Here is an 18063-nt window from a genome sequence, read left to right on the forward strand (position 1 = left end):
TCGACACTTCGGCGGGCGCCGAAGTGTCGACGGGTGTGCCCACCCGCCCGGCCGGCCACGCTGCCCCGGGGCGGGCCCGGGGCACGTGCACTCCGCCCCGTCAATCCTCGTCGGTCACCAGTATGAGCGGGATGTCTCCGCAGGCACGCAGCGCCAGCCCGTTCTGGATGTGGGGGACGGGCTCGCCGGGCCGTGGTCCGCCGCTTTCCCCGGCCGCGCCGTCGCCGTCCACGGGGCCCGGAGGCATGAGGGGCACCGCGGTGAAGTCCGGCCCCTTGAGCAGCGATCCCGCCAGCTGGTGCGCGTACGTCGAGACCGCCACGCGGCCGCGGGAGTTGACCAGGCAGGCGGGCCCCGGCAGCCGCTGGAGCACGGGCATGACGACCGCCTCGAAGTCGGGGAGGTAGACGTCGGCCGCGGCCACTCCGCTGAAACGGCCGTCGAGGGTCACCGGCACCGAGAGGGTCAGGCTGTACTCGTCGGAGCACAGGTAGTCCACGTACGGTCCGGCGACCGCGCGTCGCCCGGTGTCACGGGCCAGCGCGTACCACTCCCAGTGGGTGTAGTCCGAGTACGCCGAGTGCCGGGGGTCGAGGTCCAGCAGCAGCGGACGCACATCGCCGCCCGGTCCCGTCTGCCACCACTCCAGCCACGCCTCGGCGTCGGCGAGCAGCCCCGGTGCGGCCACGAAGCCTGCGCCGGAGACCAGCGTGAGCCGGGCGAGCCGCTTCTTCAGCCCGGGACGGAGGCCCGCCAGGTCGGTGGTCGCGGGCCGTCTGTGCTCGGCGGCGGCGTCGGCGAGGAGCGCCAGGGTGTCCCTGCGGGTCTCGTTCACGGCGTCGAAGACGCACTCCAGCGCGTCACGCACGCCCGACGCCGCGGCTGCCGCGGGGTCGTCAACGAGGCGTGTTCCGCCCTTTGCGGGTCCGGATCGGTGACTTGGACGAGGACTGCTGCCCACGGTTGCCCTCCTTGGTCTGCGGGCCGCCGGCCGGGCCGGAGGTACCGAGGCGGAGTTCGACCAGGCGCCCCATGGAGACCTGAACGCACTCCTCTACAAGGGCTCTTGCTTGCTCCGCCGCATCATCCTGCACCGCACAGATCACGGCACGATGACGATCGCAGACGTCTTTGAGGTGCCTTTCCTCCGCGAGGACGAGGCAGAGCAGCGCGCCCGCCTCGGAGTGGACGCCCACCAGTTCCCTCGTCAGCCGTGCCGACTGGGCCGCGGCGGCCAGCTCGACGTGGAAGCGGAAGTAGAGGCGGCTGCGCGCGGGCGCGTCCGTGGCGGCCTCCAACTCCGCGACGGAACGGTGTAGTTGACGCAGGTCGTCCGGGGCGGTGCGCTGTGCGGCCAGGCGGGCGGCGGCACCGGAGACGGCCGTCCAGTAGTCACCGAGTTCGCGCAGCTCCTCGAGGCTCCAGCTGCCCAGATGGGCCAGCAGCCGTTCCCCGACGGGCCCTTCGGGGACGGTGACGAAGCTGCCGCCGCCGCGTCCCCTGCGCGTGGTGACCAGCCCGCGCTGCCGCAGCGCCATGAGTGCTTCGCGCAAGGTGACCGTCGAGACGCCGAGTTGCGCCGCGAGTTCCTGCTCGCCGGGCAGCTGCTCGCCGTCGGCGAGCAGGCCGAGTTCGATCGCGTCACCGAGGCGCCGCACGACGGCCTCGACGCGGGCTTGTGTCCCGATGGGCGTGAAGACCGTTCTTCGGGCGCCGTCCTGGTCTCTCTTCACGGCCACCACCTTGTCAGTTGGCTCAAGTTTTACCTGAAGAGGGCTCGGAGTGGTCTTGAAGGTTGAACTATGACTTCATATATTTACCGGCCAACGACCACAGCATCAGAAAGGTTCCCGTTGATGGAGGGGAATGCCATCCGGCTGCGGAGCCTGCGCAAGGCCTTCGGCCGTACCGAGGCCGTCGCAGGCGTCGAACTGGCCATATCGGACGGTGAGTTCTTCTCGATGCTCGGGCCCTCGGGGTCGGGGAAGACGACCGTGCTCCGCCTGATAGCGGGCTTCGAGACGCCCACCAGCGGAACCGTCGAACTCGACGGGAAGGACGTCACGCGGCTCGCGCCCTTCGAGCGTGACGTGCACACCGTCTTCCAGGACTACGCCCTCTTCCCGCACATGTCCGTCGAGCAGAACGTCGCCTACGGCCTGAAGGTGCAGAAGGTGCCCAGGGCCGAGCGGCTGCGCCGGGCCGCCGACGCCCTCGAGAGCGTCCGCCTCGCGGGGTTCGGCGATCGCCGCCCCTCCCAGCTCTCAGGGGGGCAGCGGCAGCGCGTCGCCCTCGCCCGCGCACTCGTCGGCCGTCCGCGGGTGCTGCTGCTCGACGAGCCGCTGGGCGCCCTCGATCTCAAGCTGCGGGAGCAGATGCAGATCGAACTCAAGGAGATCCAGCGGGAAGTCGGCATCACCTTCGTCTTCGTCACCCACGACCAGGACGAGGCGCTGACGATGAGCGACCGGATGGCCGTCTTCCGGGACGGCCGCATCGAGCAGACCGGAACGCCCGCCGAGATCTACGAACGCCCCGCGACTCCCTTCGTCGCGGGCTTCGTCGGCACCTCCAACCTGCTGAGCGGCGAGACCGCAGAGCAGGTCGTGGGCAAGCCCGGCACGTTCAGCGTGCGCCCGGAGAAGATCCGGGTGCTCAAGGAACCGGCGACCGGTGCAAACGAACCGGAACACACCGCCGCCGAAGGCTCCGTCGCCGAGGTCGTCTACCTGGGAGACACCACGCGCTTCCTGGTCGACCTCGACGCCGGAGGACGGCTGACCGCCGTCCAGCAGAACCTGGAGGCCTCCTCCGAGGACGTCGCCGCGTACCGCGGCTCACGGGTGAGGCTCCAGTGGCACCACAGGCACAACTTCCAGGTGGAACAGGCGCCCTGAGCAACGCCCGCGCCTCTCCCACTCCCTCTCCCTGCTTGTCCCCGTCCCCAACCGACCCCCACCTCCGCACCTACGATTCGCCGCCCCTCCTACTGTGGAGATCTCTGTGCGCAAGTCCCCGACCCTCAAAACCCTCGCCGCGGCAGGTGCGTTGCTCCTGGCCACCGCCTGCGGCTCCTCCGGCTCCTCCTCGTCCTCGTCGGGTGCCGTCGACCCGCCGGACCTCAAGCCCCAGAAGAAGATCGGCAAGGCGGAGAACTCGGTGAACCTCATCGCGTGGGCCGGCTACGCTGAGGACGGCAGCAACGACCCGAAGGTCGACTGGGTAACCCCCTTCGAGAAGAAGACCGGCTGCAAGGTCAACACCAAGACGGCCGCCTCGTCCGACGAGATGGTCAGCCTCATGAAGACCGGGCAGTACGACGCCGTCTCGGCCTCGGGCGACGCCTCACTGCGCCTGATCGCCTCCGGCGACGCCGAGCCCGTCAACACCGAGCTGGTGCCCAACTACAAGGACGTCTTCAAGGGCCTGAAGAACCAGGACTTCAACTCCGTCGACGGGAAGGCCTACGGCATCCCGCACGGCCGCGGCGCCAACCTCCTCATGTACAACACGGAGAAGGTCAAGCCCGCCCCCGACTCCTGGTCCGCCGTCTTCGACAAGGCCGGTGAGCACAAGGGCAAGGTCACCGCGTACGACTCCCCGATCTACATCGCGGACGCGGCTCTGTACCTGATGAAGCACAAGCCCTCCCTCGGCATCAAGAACCCCTACTCCCTGGACCAGAAGCAGTTCGACGCCTCGGTGGACCTGCTGAAGAAGCAGAACGCCAACATCGGCGAGTACTGGAGCGACTACCTCAAGGAGATCTCCGCCTTCAAGAGCGGCGACTCCGTGGTCGGCACCTCGTGGCAGGTCATCGTCAACACCGCGCAGGACGAGAAGGCGCCGGTCAAGGCGGTACTGCCCAAGGAGGGTTCGACCGGCTGGTCCGACACCTGGATGGTCTCCTCGAAGGCCAAGCACCCCAACTGCGCCTACAAGTGGCTGGACCACATCATCTCGCCGGAGGCAAACGCCCAGGTCGCCGAGTACTTCGGTGAGGCGCCGTCCAACGAGAAGGCGTGCAAGCTGACGGCGGACAAGAACCACTGCCGCACGTTCCACGCCGAGGACGAGGACTACTGGAAGAAGGTCCACTTCTGGACCACGCCGACCCAGCAGTGCCTCGACGGCCGCAAGGACGCCAAGTGCGTGCCGTACGCCAAGTGGGTCCAGGCCTGGACCGAGATCAAGGACTAGGACCGACACCGATGAGCAAAACCGAGCCGGCCGCCGGGCACACCGCCCGGCGGCTAGCCGGGACCCTTCACCGCCGTCCCCGGCTGCAACTGTCCCTGCTGCTGACCGCGCCGCTGACGTGGCTGATCCTCGCCTACCTCGGCTCGCTCACCGCGCTGTTCATGTCAGCGTTCTGGACCACGGACACCTTCACCTCGAACGTGGTGAAGGTCTGGTCCCTGGACAACTTCACGACCCTGCTCACCGCGGACGTCTACCGGCAGGTCGCCCTGCGCAGCGTGGGCGTCGCCCTCGCGGTCACCGTCATCTGCGTGGTGATCGCCTTCCCCGTGGCCTTCTTCACCGCACGCATCGCCTCCCCCCGCTGGAGGCCGCTGCTCGTCGTCGCCATCCTCACGCCGCTGTGGGCCAGTTACCTGGTCAAGGCGTACGCGTGGCGGCTCATCCTCGCCGAGGGCGGTCTGCTGGACTGGCTGCTCGCGCCGTTCGGCCTCGACGGCCCGGGGTTCGGGCTGATCGCCACGATCCTCGTCCTGACGTACCTGTGGCTGCCGTACATGATCCTGCCGATCCACACCGGGCTGGAGCAGATCCCCGGCAACCTCCTCGACGCCTCCTCCGACCTGGGCGCGCGCACGGGCCGCACCTTCCGCTCCGTGGTGATGCCGCTCCTGCTGCCGTCGGTCGCCGCCGGATCCGTCTTCACCTTCTCCCTCAGCCTCGGCGACTACATCGCCGTGCAGATCGTGGGCGGCAAGACCCAGCTGATCGGCAACCTCATCTACTCCAACATCACCCTGGATCTGCCGCTGGCCGCGGCGCTGGGCACCGTCCCCGTGGTGATCATCGTGTTCTACCTGCTCGCGGTGCGCCGCACCGGCGCCTTGAGCAGCCTCTGACCGCACCCGCCGGCGCAGTGGCCGGCGGCCCCGACGACGCGAAGGCAACGACGATGAAACTCTCCCGGCCCGCACGGATCACGCTGGGCGTCGCCGCGGCGGCCGGCTTCGCGGTCATCTACGTCCCGCTCTTTCTCGTCCTGATCAACTCGCTCAACCCGGACCGCAGTTCGAGCTGGCCGCCGCCCGGCATCACCCTCCACTGGTGGGCGGACGCGTGGGGCAGCGCGGGTGCACGGCACGCCCTGGTCACCTCGCTCAAGGCAGGAGCGGGTGCGACGGTCGCCGCACTCGTCCTCGGCACGCTCATCGCGTTCGCCATCCAGCGCTTCAGGTTCTTCGGCCGCGAGGCGCTCTCCTTCGTCGTCGTGCTGCCGATCGCGCTGCCGGGCATCGTCACCGGTGTCGCGCTCAACACCGCGTTCCGCACGGTCCTGGAGCCCCTCGGCATCGGGCTCGGCCTCTTCACCGTCATCGTCGGCCACGCCACGTTCTGTGTCGTGGTCGTCTACAACAACATGATCGCCCGGCTTCGGCGGACGTCCGGCAGCTACGAGGAAGCGGCCATGGACCTGGGCGCGAACACCTTCCGCGCCTTCGCCGACGTCACCTTTCCGCTCGTGCGTTCGGCCCTGGTCGCGGGCGGCATGCTCGCCTTCGCGCTCTCCTTCGACGAGATCATCGTGACGACCTTCACCGCGGGCCCGAACACCCAGACGCTCCCCATCTGGATCTTCTCCAACATGGCACGCCCGCAGCAGGCACCGGTGGTGAACGTGGTCGCGGCGGTCCTCGTGCTGCTCTCCGTCATCCCGATCTACATCGCACAGCGGATGTCGTCCGACACGGCCGGCGGCCGGATCTGAAGCACGTCGGCCGCACGGACCGGAGCATCACATCACCGGGGCGGTGGTCGGCGAGTGCTCGCCGAGTGCGTCCAGCCTCTCCGGCATGGTCAGGTTGGCCATCCGCCGCCAGCCGCCGAACCGTTCGAACTGGTACATGCCGTGGATGCCGGCGGCGAGTGACGCGGTCTTGACGGCGGGCCAGTCCAGCAACCGCCCCATGTGGGACATCACGGCGAGGGAGACCTCGCGGTGGACGACGATCTCGGCGCGGGCGCACTGCCGCAGACTGCGGCGGATGGTCCCCTCGTGGCCCTTGGCCGCCAGCCGCAGCAACTCCTCGTGGCAGTAGGCCAGATGGTTGTCCTCGTCGTTGCTGATCATCCTGATGGCGCGGCCGGTCTCGGGGTCGTCGCCGCAACTGTCGAGCAGCATCGCCATCTGGTCGGAGGCGCGCTGCTCGGTGACCCTGCTGTGCGAGAGATAGACGATGACGTCGTTCTCGGTGAGCTGCTCGTCGCGCCGCAGCTTCTCGTGCATCAGGCCGATGCCGCGCCGCTCCAGCAGCATCGTGTAGTCGGTTTCCGCCGGCACGGGGACGGGTTCGAGACCGCGCTTCTTCAGCAGGGCCTTGAAGATGCGGCCGTGCTTGTCCTCGTCCGCGCCGTGCTTGGTGATCTTCGGGGCGAGATCGCGCAGGCTCTCCGGCACAAGGGCCGCGATCCGGGTGTTCTCCCAGCCTCCCTGTGCCTCCCCGCTGGCAGCGATGGAGCAGAAGAGCTGGAAGGAACGGTCGTTCTCCAGAATCTCCCGGAACAGGCTTCGGGACGAGAGCATCAGTGCCACCTCCGTACGGCGTCCGCACATTCGAGTCAAAGCGGACGGCGGGCAACCGGCAACAGCAGCGGCGGTTGCCTGTGCCAAACGAAGTAGGGCCGGGCGTGACCGCCTGCACGGGGGCGCGGACGGGCAGGACGCGCGCGGGACGCGCAGGCCGGGGGAGTCGGCAGGGGTGCGGCCCGGGGCGCCGGGCCCGCCGCGGCACCCCGGCCGGCACGCGGCCCGGCCGGCAAGCAATTCCGCGTCGCGTGCAGCGCCGCGTGCGGTGTCTCAACGGCGTGGCGGCGACGGCCCGTTGTTCAGAAGCCCCCTCCGCCGAAGTCACCCCCGCCGAAGCCGCCGCCGTCGAATCCGCCCCCGTCGCCGAACCCGTCGCCGTCGCCCCCGCCCTCGAATCCGCCCTCGCCGAAGCCGTCGCCGTAGCTCCAGGGGCCGAGCGCATTGCCCAGCAACGTACCGACGAGCAGGCCGGGCAGGATGCCGCCGCCGAAGTAGCCGCCCGCCCAGGGCCCGTAGGCGGGCCCGGCCTCCCAGTAGGGCCGCCGTCCCTGAGGGGTGTCGACGTTGCGGGCCATCGGTTCGGTACCGTCCCTCAGCCTCGCCGCGTCCGCCGCGCACACCGGCACCGTCCGCTCGGTGCCGCCCGGCGGTGCCCAGCGCACGTCCTCGACGGACGGTCCGTGACGCGGGTCGAAGAAGCACGGCATCCGGCGTTCCGGCAGCGGCTCGCCGTTCCGTCTGGCTTCGACGGTGGCCAGCGCGAAGCGCCCGTCCTCCACGGCCTCGGTGACCCCGCGGACCTCTCCCGGCCCGCCTGCGGCCTCCATCTTCCGCTTCGCCTCGTCGTACTTGTCGATGGCGTGCGTGTAGTCCCGGCGCATGGCGTCGTCCGAGTCGGGGGCCTGCGGATCGAAGCCGACGCGGTCGAGTTCCTCGCCGAAGGCCGTGATGTCCTCGTCCACCACGGGGCGCAGCTGCTCCAGCTGTGCACGCTCCCGCTCGGCCTGCTGCTTGCGAGCCCGGTTGCGTACGAGGAGGGCGCCCCCTGTGCCCAGGACGAGCAGCGCCAGGAGCGCCACCAGGGCGAAGCCGCCGCCGGTTCCCCGTGACGTGGTGCTGTCCCACGAGGCCGGTGCGCTGCCGTCCGCCTGCTTCGTGGCGCCGTCGACGAACCGTTCCAGCTTCGCCTCCGTGTCACCGCCGGGGCCTTCGGCGGAGCGGCGCAGATCATCGACCGCGGGGCGTGACATGACGGAGCGGTCGGCGCCCGCGGCGAAGTCGTCACCGAGCGTGACTCCGTAGACGCCCCTGTCGCCGACCTGTGCGCGCAGGTCCCGCAGCAGGTTCGACGGGGGGAATTCGCGGGCCTTCGGCAGCACGGCGACGAAGACCGGCTTGTCGGCGTCCTTGATCTTCCGCGTGAGGTCCCTGGCTTCGGCGCCGGACAGCCGGTCCGAGGCGCGCGGGTCGACGTAGACGGGGCCCTCTCTCAGCTCCGCGGCCACCTCGCCGACGCTGTCCGCCTTGCCGGCCGCCTGCGCGCCCGGAGCGATGGCGAGCACCGGCAGAAGGGCGGCCACGACAAGGAGCAGCAGCCTCAGGGGACCTTTGTGTCGTATTCGATGCATTTGCGCCGTGTACCCCGATTCGGGCCGGGGCTGCACGGCGGCTCTCACTTCGTCATGCGAGCTCCGCCCCGGCCTCGGAAGGCGGCGTCTGCGGCCGCGTGCGGTCCGGGCAGGACCCGACCCGGACCCGGGGCCGGACCGGCAGGGGAACGCGGAGACCGACGCGGAGACCAACGCGGTGTGGAGATCCGGTGACGACACGGCCGTCTGCCGCTGCCGCCCGCATCGAACCGGCCGAGGGGGTACTCGCGTCCGGCGAACGCACCGTCGCCCGGGGGAGGGGCGGTCAGCCGAGGACTGCGCCGGCGAACGGGCAGCGCGCCGTTGTCTGCCGTGCAGCGTGATGCGAAACAGCAATCGGAGGAGGCCGGCCATGCTGATGGCACACACCGCCGTCCTGAACAAGCTGCTCCGGCAGTACGAGACCCTTCACGCCGTCAATGCGGAGGAAGGCACCCCCGAAGCGCGGCAGCGCCTCGACGACGTGGAGTACACCCTCTGCATCGCCACGGGCACCAAGGACGTCGACGCGGCCTTGATCGCTGCCCGGCACCGGCTCCCGGGCGCCCGTACGCACGACGATTCACTCCTCGCCGAGGAGGCCGCGCCCGGACCGGCTGCGAGGGACGACGCCCTCCCCTCCGCAGGCTGACTGTGACCGGCCGCGCCCGGTGGTCCCGGATGCGGCGGCACGCGGCGTGCTCCCCGGCGCGCGGCCTCGGTGACCTCCGCGGCTTGCGCGGCGTGCATGGTCCGCCTCTCCGCCTGTCCGCCTGGCCGCCGGGGCCGGAGGGGGCCGCTGGGCCGGTGAACCGGAGGGGCCGGCTGAGGCTCAGATGTCGCGGAACGTCTCGATCTGCGCGCCGACTTCGTTGAGCCGCTCGGCGAGGTCCTCGTAGCCGCGGTTGATGACGTAGACGTTGCGCAGCACGGAAGTCCCCTCCGCCGCCAGCATCCCGAGCAGCACCACGACCGCGGGCCGCAGCGCGGGCGGGCACATCATCTCCGCGGCCCTCCAGCGCGTGGGGCCTTCGACCAGGACCCGGTGGGGGTCGAGGAGCTGCAGGCGCCCGCCGAGCCGGTTCAGGTCGGTGAGGTAGATGGCGCGGTTGTCGTAGACCCAGTCGTGGATGAGTGTCTGCCCCTCCGCGACGGCGGCGATCGCGGCGAAGAACGGGACGTTGTCGATGTTGATGCCCGGGAAGGGCATCGGGTGGATCTTGTCTGCGGGCGCCTCCAGCTTGGAGGGGCGCACCGTGAGGTCGACCAGCCGCGTACGGCCGTTGTCGGCCGCGTACTCCAGGCTGCGGTCGGTGTCGAGGCCCATCTCGTCCAGCACCGCGAGCTCGATCTCCAGGAACTCCACCGGCACCCGGCAGACGGTCAGTTCGGAGCCGGTGACGACAGCGGCGGCCAGCAGGCTCATCGCCTCGACCGGGTCCTCGGAGGGGGAGTAGTCGACGTCGACGTCGATCTCCGCGACACCGTGCACGGTCAGCGTCGTCGTGCCGATGCCCTCGACCTTGACGCCGAGCTGCTCCAGGAAGAAGCACAGGTCCTGGACCATGTAGTTGGACGAGGCGTTGCGGATCACCGTGACGCCCTCGTGCCGGGCCGCGGCCAGCAGCGCGTTCTCGGTGACGGTGTCGCCTCGCTCGGTCAGGACGATGGGCCCCCCGGGCGTGACGGAGCGCTCCACCACAGCGTGGTACAGGCCCTCGGTCGCCGTGATCTCCAGGCCGAAGCGGCGCAGAGCGATCATGTGAGGCTGCACGGTGCGCGTGCCGAGGTCGCAGCCGCCCGCGTACGGGATGCGGAACTGTTCCATGCGGTGCAGCAGAGGACCGAGGAACATGATGATGCTGCGGGTGCGGCGCGCCGCGTCCGCGTCGATGGCCTCCAGGTCCAGCTCGGCGGGGGGCACGATCTCGAGGTCGGCGCCGTCGTTGATCCACCGGGCGCGGACGCCGATGGAGGAGAGCACCTCGAGGATGCGGAAGACCTCTTCGATCCTGGCGACCCGGCGCAGCACCGTGCGCCCGGAGTTGAGCAGCGAGGCGCACAGCAGCGCGACGCACGCGTTCTTGCTCGTCTTGACGTCGATGCTGCCGGACAGGCGCCGCCCGCCGACCACGCGAAGGTGCATCGGGCCGGAGTAGCCGAGCGAGACGATCTCGCTGTCCAGCGCCTCGGAGATCCGCGCGATCATCTCAAGACTGATGTTTTGGTTGCCCCGCTCGATGCGGTTCACGGCGCTCTGGCTCGTACCCAGGGCCTCGGCAAGCTTCACTTGAGTCCAGCCCCGGTGCTGACGGGCGTCGCGAATGAGTTGCCCGATGCGGGCCAGGTAGTCATCAGTCATGCGTCGAGAATATCTCACATGTGAGATGACTTCGCACCGAGGATGTGCCCGTGCGGTTGACGTGCGGCGCGATACGGGGCGGGACCGGCCCGGTGCGGAGCGCAGTCCCGGGGTTCCGGCGGGGGCTCGCGGACCGCTGAATCCCGTGCACCCCCCGGGCGTGGCGCCGACGGGTTCGGGAACCCCTCATGACCCGGGGGCGCGCGTGTACTAGAGTTATCTCGACATCGAGATAACTTGCCTGAGTGCGCACACCACGAGCGCGCGCACCACAACCGACCGCAGCCGAGCAAGGCTTGCAGGCTTGCCCGCAGCCAGCCGACAAGCTTCGCCCGCTGGGGGTCTCCGGCCGCAGGGCCAGGGGACGGATGCCAACGCACTGAAGGAGACTGTCGTGTCGGCGAACAGCTTCGACGCCCGCAGCACGCTGCAGGTGGGCGACGAGTCGTACGAGATCTTCAAGCTGGACAAGGTGGAGGGCTCCGCCCGCCTCCCGTACAGCCTGAAGGTCCTGCTGGAGAACCTCCTGCGCACCGAGGACGGCGCCAACATCACCGCCGGCCACATCCGCGCGCTGGGCGGATGGGACCCGAAGGCCCAGCCCAGCCAGGAGATCCAGTTCACGCCGGCTCGCGTGATCATGCAGGACTTCACGGGTGTGCCCTGCGTGGTGGACCTGGCGACCATGCGCGAGGCCGTCAAGGAGCTCGGCGGCGATGCGGACCGCATCAACCCCCTGGCCCCCGCCGAGCTGGTCATCGACCACTCCGTGATCGCCGACAAGTTCGGCACGGCCAACGCCTTCGCGCAGAACGTCGAGCTGGAGTACGGGCGCAACCGCGAGCGCTACCAGTTCCTGCGCTGGGGCCAGACCGCCTTCGACGAGTTCAAGGTCGTCCCGCCCGGCACGGGCATCGTCCACCAGGTCAACATCGAGCACCTCGCCCGCACGGTCATGGTGCGTGGCGGGCAGGCCTACCCGGACACCCTCGTGGGCACGGACTCGCACACGACCATGGTCAACGGCCTCGGCGTGCTCGGCTGGGGCGTCGGCGGCATCGAGGCGGAGGCGGCCATGCTCGGCCAGCCGGTCTCGATGCTGATCCCCCGCGTCGTCGGCTTCAAGCTCACCGGCTCGCTGCCGACGGGCACCACCGCCACCGACCTCGTTCTCACGATCACCGAGATGCTGCGCCGGCACGGCGTGGTCGGCAAGTTCGTCGAGTTCTACGGCGAGGGCGTCGGCGCGGTGCCGCTCGCGAACCGCGCGACCATCGGCAACATGTCGCCGGAGTTCGGCTCCACCGCCGCGATCTTCCCGATCGACGAGGAGACCATCAACTACCTGACGCTCACCGGCCGTTCGCAGGAGCAGCTCAAGCTCGTCGAGGCGTACGCCAAGGAGCAGGGCATGTGGCACGACCCTGCGCACGAGCCGGAGTACAGCGAGTACCTGGAGCTGGACCTGGCCTCCGTCGTGCCGTCGATCGCCGGGCCCAAGCGCCCGCAGGACCGCATCGCCCTCTCCGAGGCCAAGCAGCAGTTCCTCGCCGACCTGCCCGCCTACGTCAAGGAGGAGGAGAACGGGACGCCGCGGAAGGCGCAGACCGGGAGCTCCCCCGTGGACGAGGCGAGCGCCGAGTCCTTCCCGGCGAGCGACGCCCCGGCCTACGGCACCAGCGAGAACGGTGTCGGCGCCCCGCAGCACGCGTCCATCGGTTCCGGGACGGAGAGCGGCCCGACCAAGCGCGTCCAGGTCACAGGTCCTGACGGTAACTCGTACGAGATCGACCACGGCGCCGTCGCGGTCGCCGCGATCACCTCCTGCACCAACACCTCGAACCCGTACGTGATGGTGGGCGCCGCGCTGGTGGCCAAGAAGGCGGTGGAGAAGGGCCTCACGCGCAAGCCGTGGGTCAAGACCACCCTGGCGCCGGGCTCCCAGGTCGTCATGGACTACTACGACCGCGCGGGCCTCACCCCGTACCTGGACAAGCTCGGCTTCAACCTCGTCGGCTACGGCTGCACGACCTGCATCGGCAACTCCGGCCCGCTGCCGGAGGAGATCTCGCAGGCCGTCAACGACAACGACCTGGCCGTCGTGTCCGTCCTCTCCGGCAACCGGAACTTCGAGGGCCGGATCAACCCGGACGTGAAGATGAACTACCTCGCGTCCCCGCCGCTGGTCGTCGCCTACGCCATCGCCGGTTCGATGAAGACCGACATCACCACCGAGCCGCTCGGCACCGACCAGGAGGGCAACCCCGTCTACCTCGCCGACCTGTGGCCCTCCGAGCACGAGGTCGAGGAGGTCGTGGCCTCCGCCATCGGCCAGGAGATGTACACGAAGGGCTACACCGACGTCTTCGCCGGTGACGAGCAGTGGCAGGCGCTGCCGGTGCCCACCGGCAACACCTTCGAGTGGGACCCGGAGTCCACGTACGTGCGCAAGCCCCCGTACTTCGACGGCATGGGCACCGAACCCGCCCCCGTCGAGGACATCTCGGGCGCGCGCGTGCTGGCAAAGCTGGGCGACTCCGTCACCACCGACCACATCTCGCCCGCCGGTGCGATCAAGGCCGACACCCCCGCCGGCAAGTACCTCACCGAACACGGTGTCGAGCGCCGCGACTTCAACAGCTACGGCTCGCGCCGCGGCAACCACGAGGTGATGATCCGCGGGACGTTCGCCAACATCCGGCTGCGCAACCAGATCGCCGAGGGCACCGAAGGCGGTTACACCCGCGACTTCACGCAGCCGGACGCGCCCGTCTCCTTCATTTACGACGCCTCGCAGAACTACCAGGCACAGGGCATCCCGCTGGTCGTCCTCGCGGGCAAGGAGTACGGCTCCGGCTCGTCCCGCGACTGGGCGGCGAAGGGCACGGCGCTGCTGGGTGTCAAGGTCGTCATCGCCGAGTCCTACGAGCGGATCCACCGCTCGAACCTGATCGGCATGGGTGTGCTGCCGCTCCAGTTCCCCGAGGGGCAGAGCGCCGAGTCGCTGGGGCTGACCGGCGAGGAGACCTTCAGCTTCTCCGGGATCACCGCGCTCAACGACGGCGGCATTCCCGCGACGGTCGGGGTCAGCACGGAGACGGGCGTCTCCTTCGACGCGACCGTACGCATCGACACCCCCGGCGAGGCCGACTACTACCGCAACGGCGGGATCATGCAGTACGTCCTGCGCTCGCTGCTGAACGCGTAGCACGGGCCCTGTCCCGCCCCAGGCGTGGGCGGGCAGCGAGGGCGCAGGCGGGTGTCGGGAGTCATCTCCCGGCACCCGCCGCTTTGTGGTCTCTTGCCGTCGGCTGTTCCCGGTGCCGCCGGGAATCCGCCAGGTCTCAACTCGGGAAAGACTCACCTTTCGGGTTGTTTTGATCTTGCCCTGTTGACGGCAAGTGGACTATACCTGTCGGCACCTCACGAGGGCCCCGTGCACGCGGCGCTCCCGGCGGTAGCGAAAAAGACCAACTCAGCTTCAACTGACCCGCGGTGTCGGGCCCTTCGCCGGTGGGCGAGTCCTCGGGAGACCCCGGAACACCGCCTGAGTCCTGGAGAAGGCGAGGACTTGAGCATGGGACCCAACCACGTCAACCGCCGTAACCTGATCAAGCAGGCAGCCGCAGCAGGCCTGATAGCCATTCCCGCCGTCGGAGCGCTCACCTCCTGCGCCAGCGGCGGCGGCGAGAACGACGACAAGGTCGAGAAGGGCAAGAAGACCAAGGACAACCCGCTGGCGGTCAACAAGGACGCCAAGCTGGAAGTCGTGATCTTCAACGGCGGGTACGGCGACCAGTACGCGCTGGACAACCACAAGCTCTACGAGAAGAACTTCGGCAAGGTCGACCACTCCAAGACCCAGAAGATCCGCACCAAGATGCAGCCGCGGATGGTCAAGGGCAACCCGCCGGACGTGATCAACAACTCCGGCGCCGAGAACATGGACATCGCCAGCCTCATAGCCGAGGACCAGGTCGCCGACCTGCAGCCCTTGCTGGACGCCCCGTCCCTCTACGACCCGTCGAAGAAGGTCAGCGAGACGCTGCTGCCCGGAGTGATGGAGAAGGGTCGGTTCGGCAGCGACAAGGTCTACCAGCTCAACTACTCCTACACCGTCTACGGCGTCTGGTACTCGCAGACGAACCTGGACAAGCTGGACCTCGAATACCCCAAGACCTGGGACGAGATGCTCGCCGCCTGCGCCAAGGCGAAGAAGGAGGGGGTCGCGGGCTGGACGTACGCGGGCAAGTACCCGTACTACTTCGCCTTCAGCCTCTACCCCTTCATCGCCAAGATCGGCGGTGAGGACGTGCTGAAGGACATCGACAATCTCGAGCCGAACGCCTGGAAGCACGATGCGGTGAAGAAGGCCTTCGAGGCGTACCACGAGCTCTACGCGAAGGGCTACATCCTCAAGGGCACTCCCGGCATCGACCACATCCAGTCGCAGACGCAGTGGAACAAGGGCAAGGCCCTCTTCCTGCCCAACGGCTCCTGGGTGGAGAACGAGGCGAAGAAGACCACGCCCAAGGACTTCGAGATGCGGGTGGCGCCCCCCTCCAGTCTCGACAAGTCCGACGCGATGCCTTTCGAGACGATCTGGGCCGAGGCCAGCGAGCCGTTCATGGTGCCCAAGCAGGCCAAGAACGTCGAGGGCGGCATGGAATGGCTGCGCGTCATGCTCGGCAAGCAGTCCACGCAGAACTTCAGCAAGCAGGTCTCGGCCCTCACCAGCGTCGAGGGCGCGGCCGACGGTCTGGACCTCCAGCCCGGTCTCGCCTCCGCGCAGAAGACCCTCAAGGCCGCCGGGGAGAACGTCGTCGGGCCGCGCCTGCGCGACTGGTACCTGGAGCTGGACAAGGACAAGATCGGCGGAGTCATCGCCTCCATGATGTCCGGCGACATCGAGCCGGCCGAGGCCGTCAAGCGCTGCCAGAAGGCGGCCGACGAGGTGGCCAAGGACGACGACATCAAGAAGTACAAGCGCTGACCCGGAGCGTGGGCAGCGCCGAGGGCGGCGCACCACGGCATCGATCGTTCGACAGGTGAGTATGGAGCGGGGCGGGAATGGTTGACGACGTCCGGACAGTGGCCGGGGCCTCCACTGGTTCAGCGACGCACGGCAGCACTCGGAGGGAAGCACCCGCCGGGACGGGGGCACTCGTCTCGGCGTTCCTCCTGCCGCCCCGCTTCACACCGGAGAAGGTGCGGAACGACAGGCGCTACCGCACACTCGACAAGTACCGCTTCATCTGCTGGTTCCTGCTGATACCGGTGCTGATATACGCGGTGTTCGTCATCTCGCCGTTCTTCCAGGCGTTCTACTACTCGTTGACCGACTGGACGGGCTTCAGCGGCGACTTCTCCTTCGTCGGCGTCGACAACTACACGAAGCTGCTCGACGATTCGACGTTCTGGGCCTCGCTCCAGCACAGCCTGATGCTTCTCGTGGTCGCACCCGTGTGCACTCTCGGGCTCGGCCTCTTCTTCGCGTTCATGCTCCAGGCGGGCGGACGGCACAAGAAGAACGAGGCCGTCTCCGGCGTCCGCGGCGCGAAGCTGTACAAGAACGTCTACTTCTTTCCGCAGGTGCTCTCCGTGGCGATCATCGGTGTCGTCTGGGGGGCGATGTTCGACCCGATCACGGGGCCCATCAACGAAGTGCTGCGCACGGTCGGCCTCGGCTCGCTCACGCGCTCGTGGCTGGCCAACCCCAACTTCGCTCTGCTGTGCGTGCTGTTCGTCCTGTGCTGGATGTTCATCGGCTTCTACGTGGTGCTCTTCTCCGCCGCGATGGGCGCCATCCCGCGTGACATCTACGAAGCTGCACTGCTGGACGGCGCAAGCAGGCCCGCCACGTTCTTCCGCGTGACGCTCCCGCTGATCTGGGACACCGTGCAGACGGGCTGGATCTACATGGGAATCCAGGCGCTGGACGCCTTCGCGATCGTGCACATCATGACCATCAACCGGGGCGGCCCCGGGGATTCCACGCTGGTCACCCCGGTCTACCTCTACAAGAAGGCCTTCGACTCCGGGCAGGCCGGCTATGCCACCGCGATCGGCGTCGTACTGCTGGTGGTGACCATGGTCTTCGCGGGGATCATGATGCTGCTCAGCCGTCGTGACCGGATCGAGTACTGAGAATGAGCGGGGAGATTCGAGGAATGAGCGCTACGCGGCCCGCCGGGACGGCCGAGGACCCCTCACAGCCCGCGGACGGAGACGACGCGGCGCAGACCGCGCCGGCCGATCGCGCGGCCCGCGCGAAGGGGCCGGGCGCCGAGGGCGGCACGCTCAACGTGTTCGCCAACTCCTTCCTGGCGCTGTGGGTCGTGATGGCCGCGGGCCCCCTGCTGTGGGTCATGGTCAACTCGCTGCGGGATTCCGCGCAGATCGAGGGCAAGCCCTTCGGCTGGCCCACGGCGCTGAGCTTCGAGAACTTCGCCAACGCGTGGTCGGACGCGAACATCGGCAGCTTCGCGCTCAACTCGCTGATAATCCTGGCCGGTTCGCTTCCCGGCACGATGCTGCTCGGTTCGATGGCCGCGTACGTCATCGCCCGCTTCTCCTTCCCGGGCAACCGCGTGATCTATCTGCTCTTCGCGGGCGGCATGATGTTCCCCATCATCCTCGCGGTCGTGCCGCTGTTCTTCGTGATGGACAACTTCGGCCTGCTGGACACCAGGCAGGGACTGGTCCTCGCGTACATCGCCTATTCGCTGCCGTTCACGACGTTCTTCATGACGGCCTTCTTCCGCACCCTCCCCGGAAGCATCGCGGAGGCGGCCACCATCGACGGGGCCTCGCACTTGCGGACGTTCTTCCAGATCATGCTGCCGATGGCGAAGCCCGGCCTGATCAGCATCGGAATCTTCAACTTCCTGGGCCAGTGGAACCAGTACTTCCTGCCCCTCGCGCTGAACTCGGAGGACGGGGACAAGGCGCTGCTGACACAGGGGCTGGCCGAACTGTCCGTCAACCAGGGGTACGAGGGCGACTGGGGAGCCCTCTTCGCGGGGCTGACCATCGCGATGGTGCCGATCCTCGTCGTGTATATGGTCTTCCAGAGGCAGGTGCAGGAGGGGCTCACCGCCGGCGCCGTCAAGTAATCCACTCGGCGGCGAGGCAGCCTCACGGGGGCGTGGCCGCGGGCTGCCCGCTCACCCTCCGTAGAAAGTCCCACATGTGAGCGCACACCCCGTTCAAGGTCTTGACGGGAGAGAACCCCTCGGGCTCTGCTTGGAGTTCAGGTGTTGGAGACAAAGCCGTTTCCAGAAGAGTCG

At 68.7% G+C, this 18063-nt stretch carries 14 protein-coding genes; 9 read left to right on the top strand and 5 right to left on the bottom strand.

Annotated features, from left to right (window positions below):
- Positions 1–100: 100 nt before the first annotated feature.
- Positions 101–868, bottom strand: coding sequence for a PDC sensor domain-containing protein (locus H180DRAFT_RS21800; RefSeq protein WP_079100296.1), 768 nt, complete (start codon positions 866–868; stop codon positions 101–103).
- Positions 869–896: 28 nt separating this feature from the next.
- On the bottom strand, positions 897–1733 hold the full coding sequence (locus H180DRAFT_RS21805; protein ID WP_079100308.1) for a FadR/GntR family transcriptional regulator: 837 nt from the start codon (positions 1731–1733) through the stop codon (positions 897–899).
- A 123-nt stretch (positions 1734–1856) separates the two neighbouring features.
- Here H180DRAFT_RS21805 and H180DRAFT_RS21810 point away from each other — a divergent pair, with 123 nt between their 5' ends.
- The 4 genes from H180DRAFT_RS21810 (at position 1857) to H180DRAFT_RS21825 (ending at position 5965) form a co-directional block, all read left to right on the top strand.
- Entirely contained in the window at positions 1857–2897 is a 1041-nt protein-coding gene (locus H180DRAFT_RS21810; RefSeq protein ID WP_055487801.1) for an ABC transporter ATP-binding protein, read from the top strand.
- A 106-nt stretch (positions 2898–3003) separates the two neighbouring features.
- On the top strand, positions 3004–4200 hold the full coding sequence (locus tag H180DRAFT_RS21815) for an ABC transporter substrate-binding protein (protein ID WP_055487802.1): 1197 nt from the start codon (positions 3004–3006) through the stop codon (positions 4198–4200).
- An 11-nt stretch (positions 4201–4211) separates the two neighbouring features.
- Positions 4212–5099, top strand: a complete 888-nt coding sequence (locus H180DRAFT_RS21820) for an ABC transporter permease (RefSeq protein ID WP_055487803.1) — start codon at positions 4212–4214, stop codon at positions 5097–5099.
- A 53-nt stretch (positions 5100–5152) separates the two neighbouring features.
- Positions 5153–5965 (top strand): ABC transporter permease, encoded by an 813-nt coding sequence (locus H180DRAFT_RS21825; protein WP_055487846.1) that lies wholly within the window; start codon positions 5153–5155, stop codon positions 5963–5965.
- A gap of 27 nt (positions 5966–5992) precedes the next feature.
- On the opposite strand, the gene H180DRAFT_RS21830 is transcribed toward H180DRAFT_RS21825, so the two are convergent.
- Positions 5993–6781: a VOC family protein gene (locus H180DRAFT_RS21830; RefSeq protein ID WP_055487804.1), complete on the bottom strand. Its 789-nt coding sequence runs from the start codon at positions 6779–6781 to the stop codon at positions 5993–5995.
- A 302-nt stretch (positions 6782–7083) separates the two neighbouring features.
- Positions 7084–8412: a hypothetical protein gene (locus H180DRAFT_RS21835; RefSeq protein ID WP_055487805.1), complete on the bottom strand. Its 1329-nt coding sequence runs from the start codon at positions 8410–8412 to the stop codon at positions 7084–7086.
- Positions 8413–8785: 373 nt separating this feature from the next.
- Between H180DRAFT_RS21835 and H180DRAFT_RS21840 the strand changes: the two genes are divergently transcribed.
- The gene (locus tag H180DRAFT_RS21840; protein WP_055487806.1) at positions 8786–9064 is read left to right on the top strand and encodes a DUF5133 domain-containing protein; all 279 of its coding nucleotides are present in this window, start codon (positions 8786–8788) and stop codon (positions 9062–9064) included.
- A gap of 180 nt (positions 9065–9244) precedes the next feature.
- On the opposite strand, the gene H180DRAFT_RS21845 is transcribed toward H180DRAFT_RS21840, so the two are convergent.
- Entirely contained in the window at positions 9245–10774 is a 1530-nt protein-coding gene (locus H180DRAFT_RS21845) for a helix-turn-helix domain-containing protein (protein WP_055487807.1), read from the bottom strand.
- A gap of 394 nt (positions 10775–11168) precedes the next feature.
- Between H180DRAFT_RS21845 and H180DRAFT_RS21850 the strand changes: the two genes are divergently transcribed.
- The 4 genes from H180DRAFT_RS21850 (at position 11169) to H180DRAFT_RS21865 (ending at position 17889) form a co-directional block, all read left to right on the top strand.
- Positions 11169–13982, top strand: coding sequence for an aconitate hydratase (locus tag H180DRAFT_RS21850; RefSeq protein ID WP_055487808.1), 2814 nt, complete (start codon positions 11169–11171; stop codon positions 13980–13982).
- 369 nt (positions 13983–14351) lie between these two features.
- On the top strand, positions 14352–15767 hold the full coding sequence (gene ngcE / locus H180DRAFT_RS21855) for an N-acetylglucosamine/diacetylchitobiose ABC transporter substrate-binding protein (RefSeq protein WP_055487809.1): 1416 nt from the start codon (positions 14352–14354) through the stop codon (positions 15765–15767).
- Positions 15768–15844: 77 nt separating this feature from the next.
- Positions 15845–16921 carry a carbohydrate ABC transporter permease gene (locus H180DRAFT_RS21860; protein ID WP_079100297.1) on the top strand — a complete coding sequence of 359 codons (1077 nt, stop codon included), beginning with the start codon at positions 15845–15847 and terminating at the stop codon, positions 16919–16921.
- A gap of 23 nt (positions 16922–16944) precedes the next feature.
- Positions 16945–17889: a carbohydrate ABC transporter permease gene (locus H180DRAFT_RS21865; protein ID WP_079100298.1), complete on the top strand. Its 945-nt coding sequence runs from the start codon at positions 16945–16947 to the stop codon at positions 17887–17889.
- The last annotated feature ends 174 nt before the right edge of the window (positions 17890–18063 follow it).

Origin of the sequence: Streptomyces sp. WMMB 322, from assembly GCF_900090145.1 — a bacterium.
Taxonomy (GTDB): domain Bacteria; phylum Actinomycetota; class Actinomycetes; order Streptomycetales; family Streptomycetaceae; genus Streptomyces.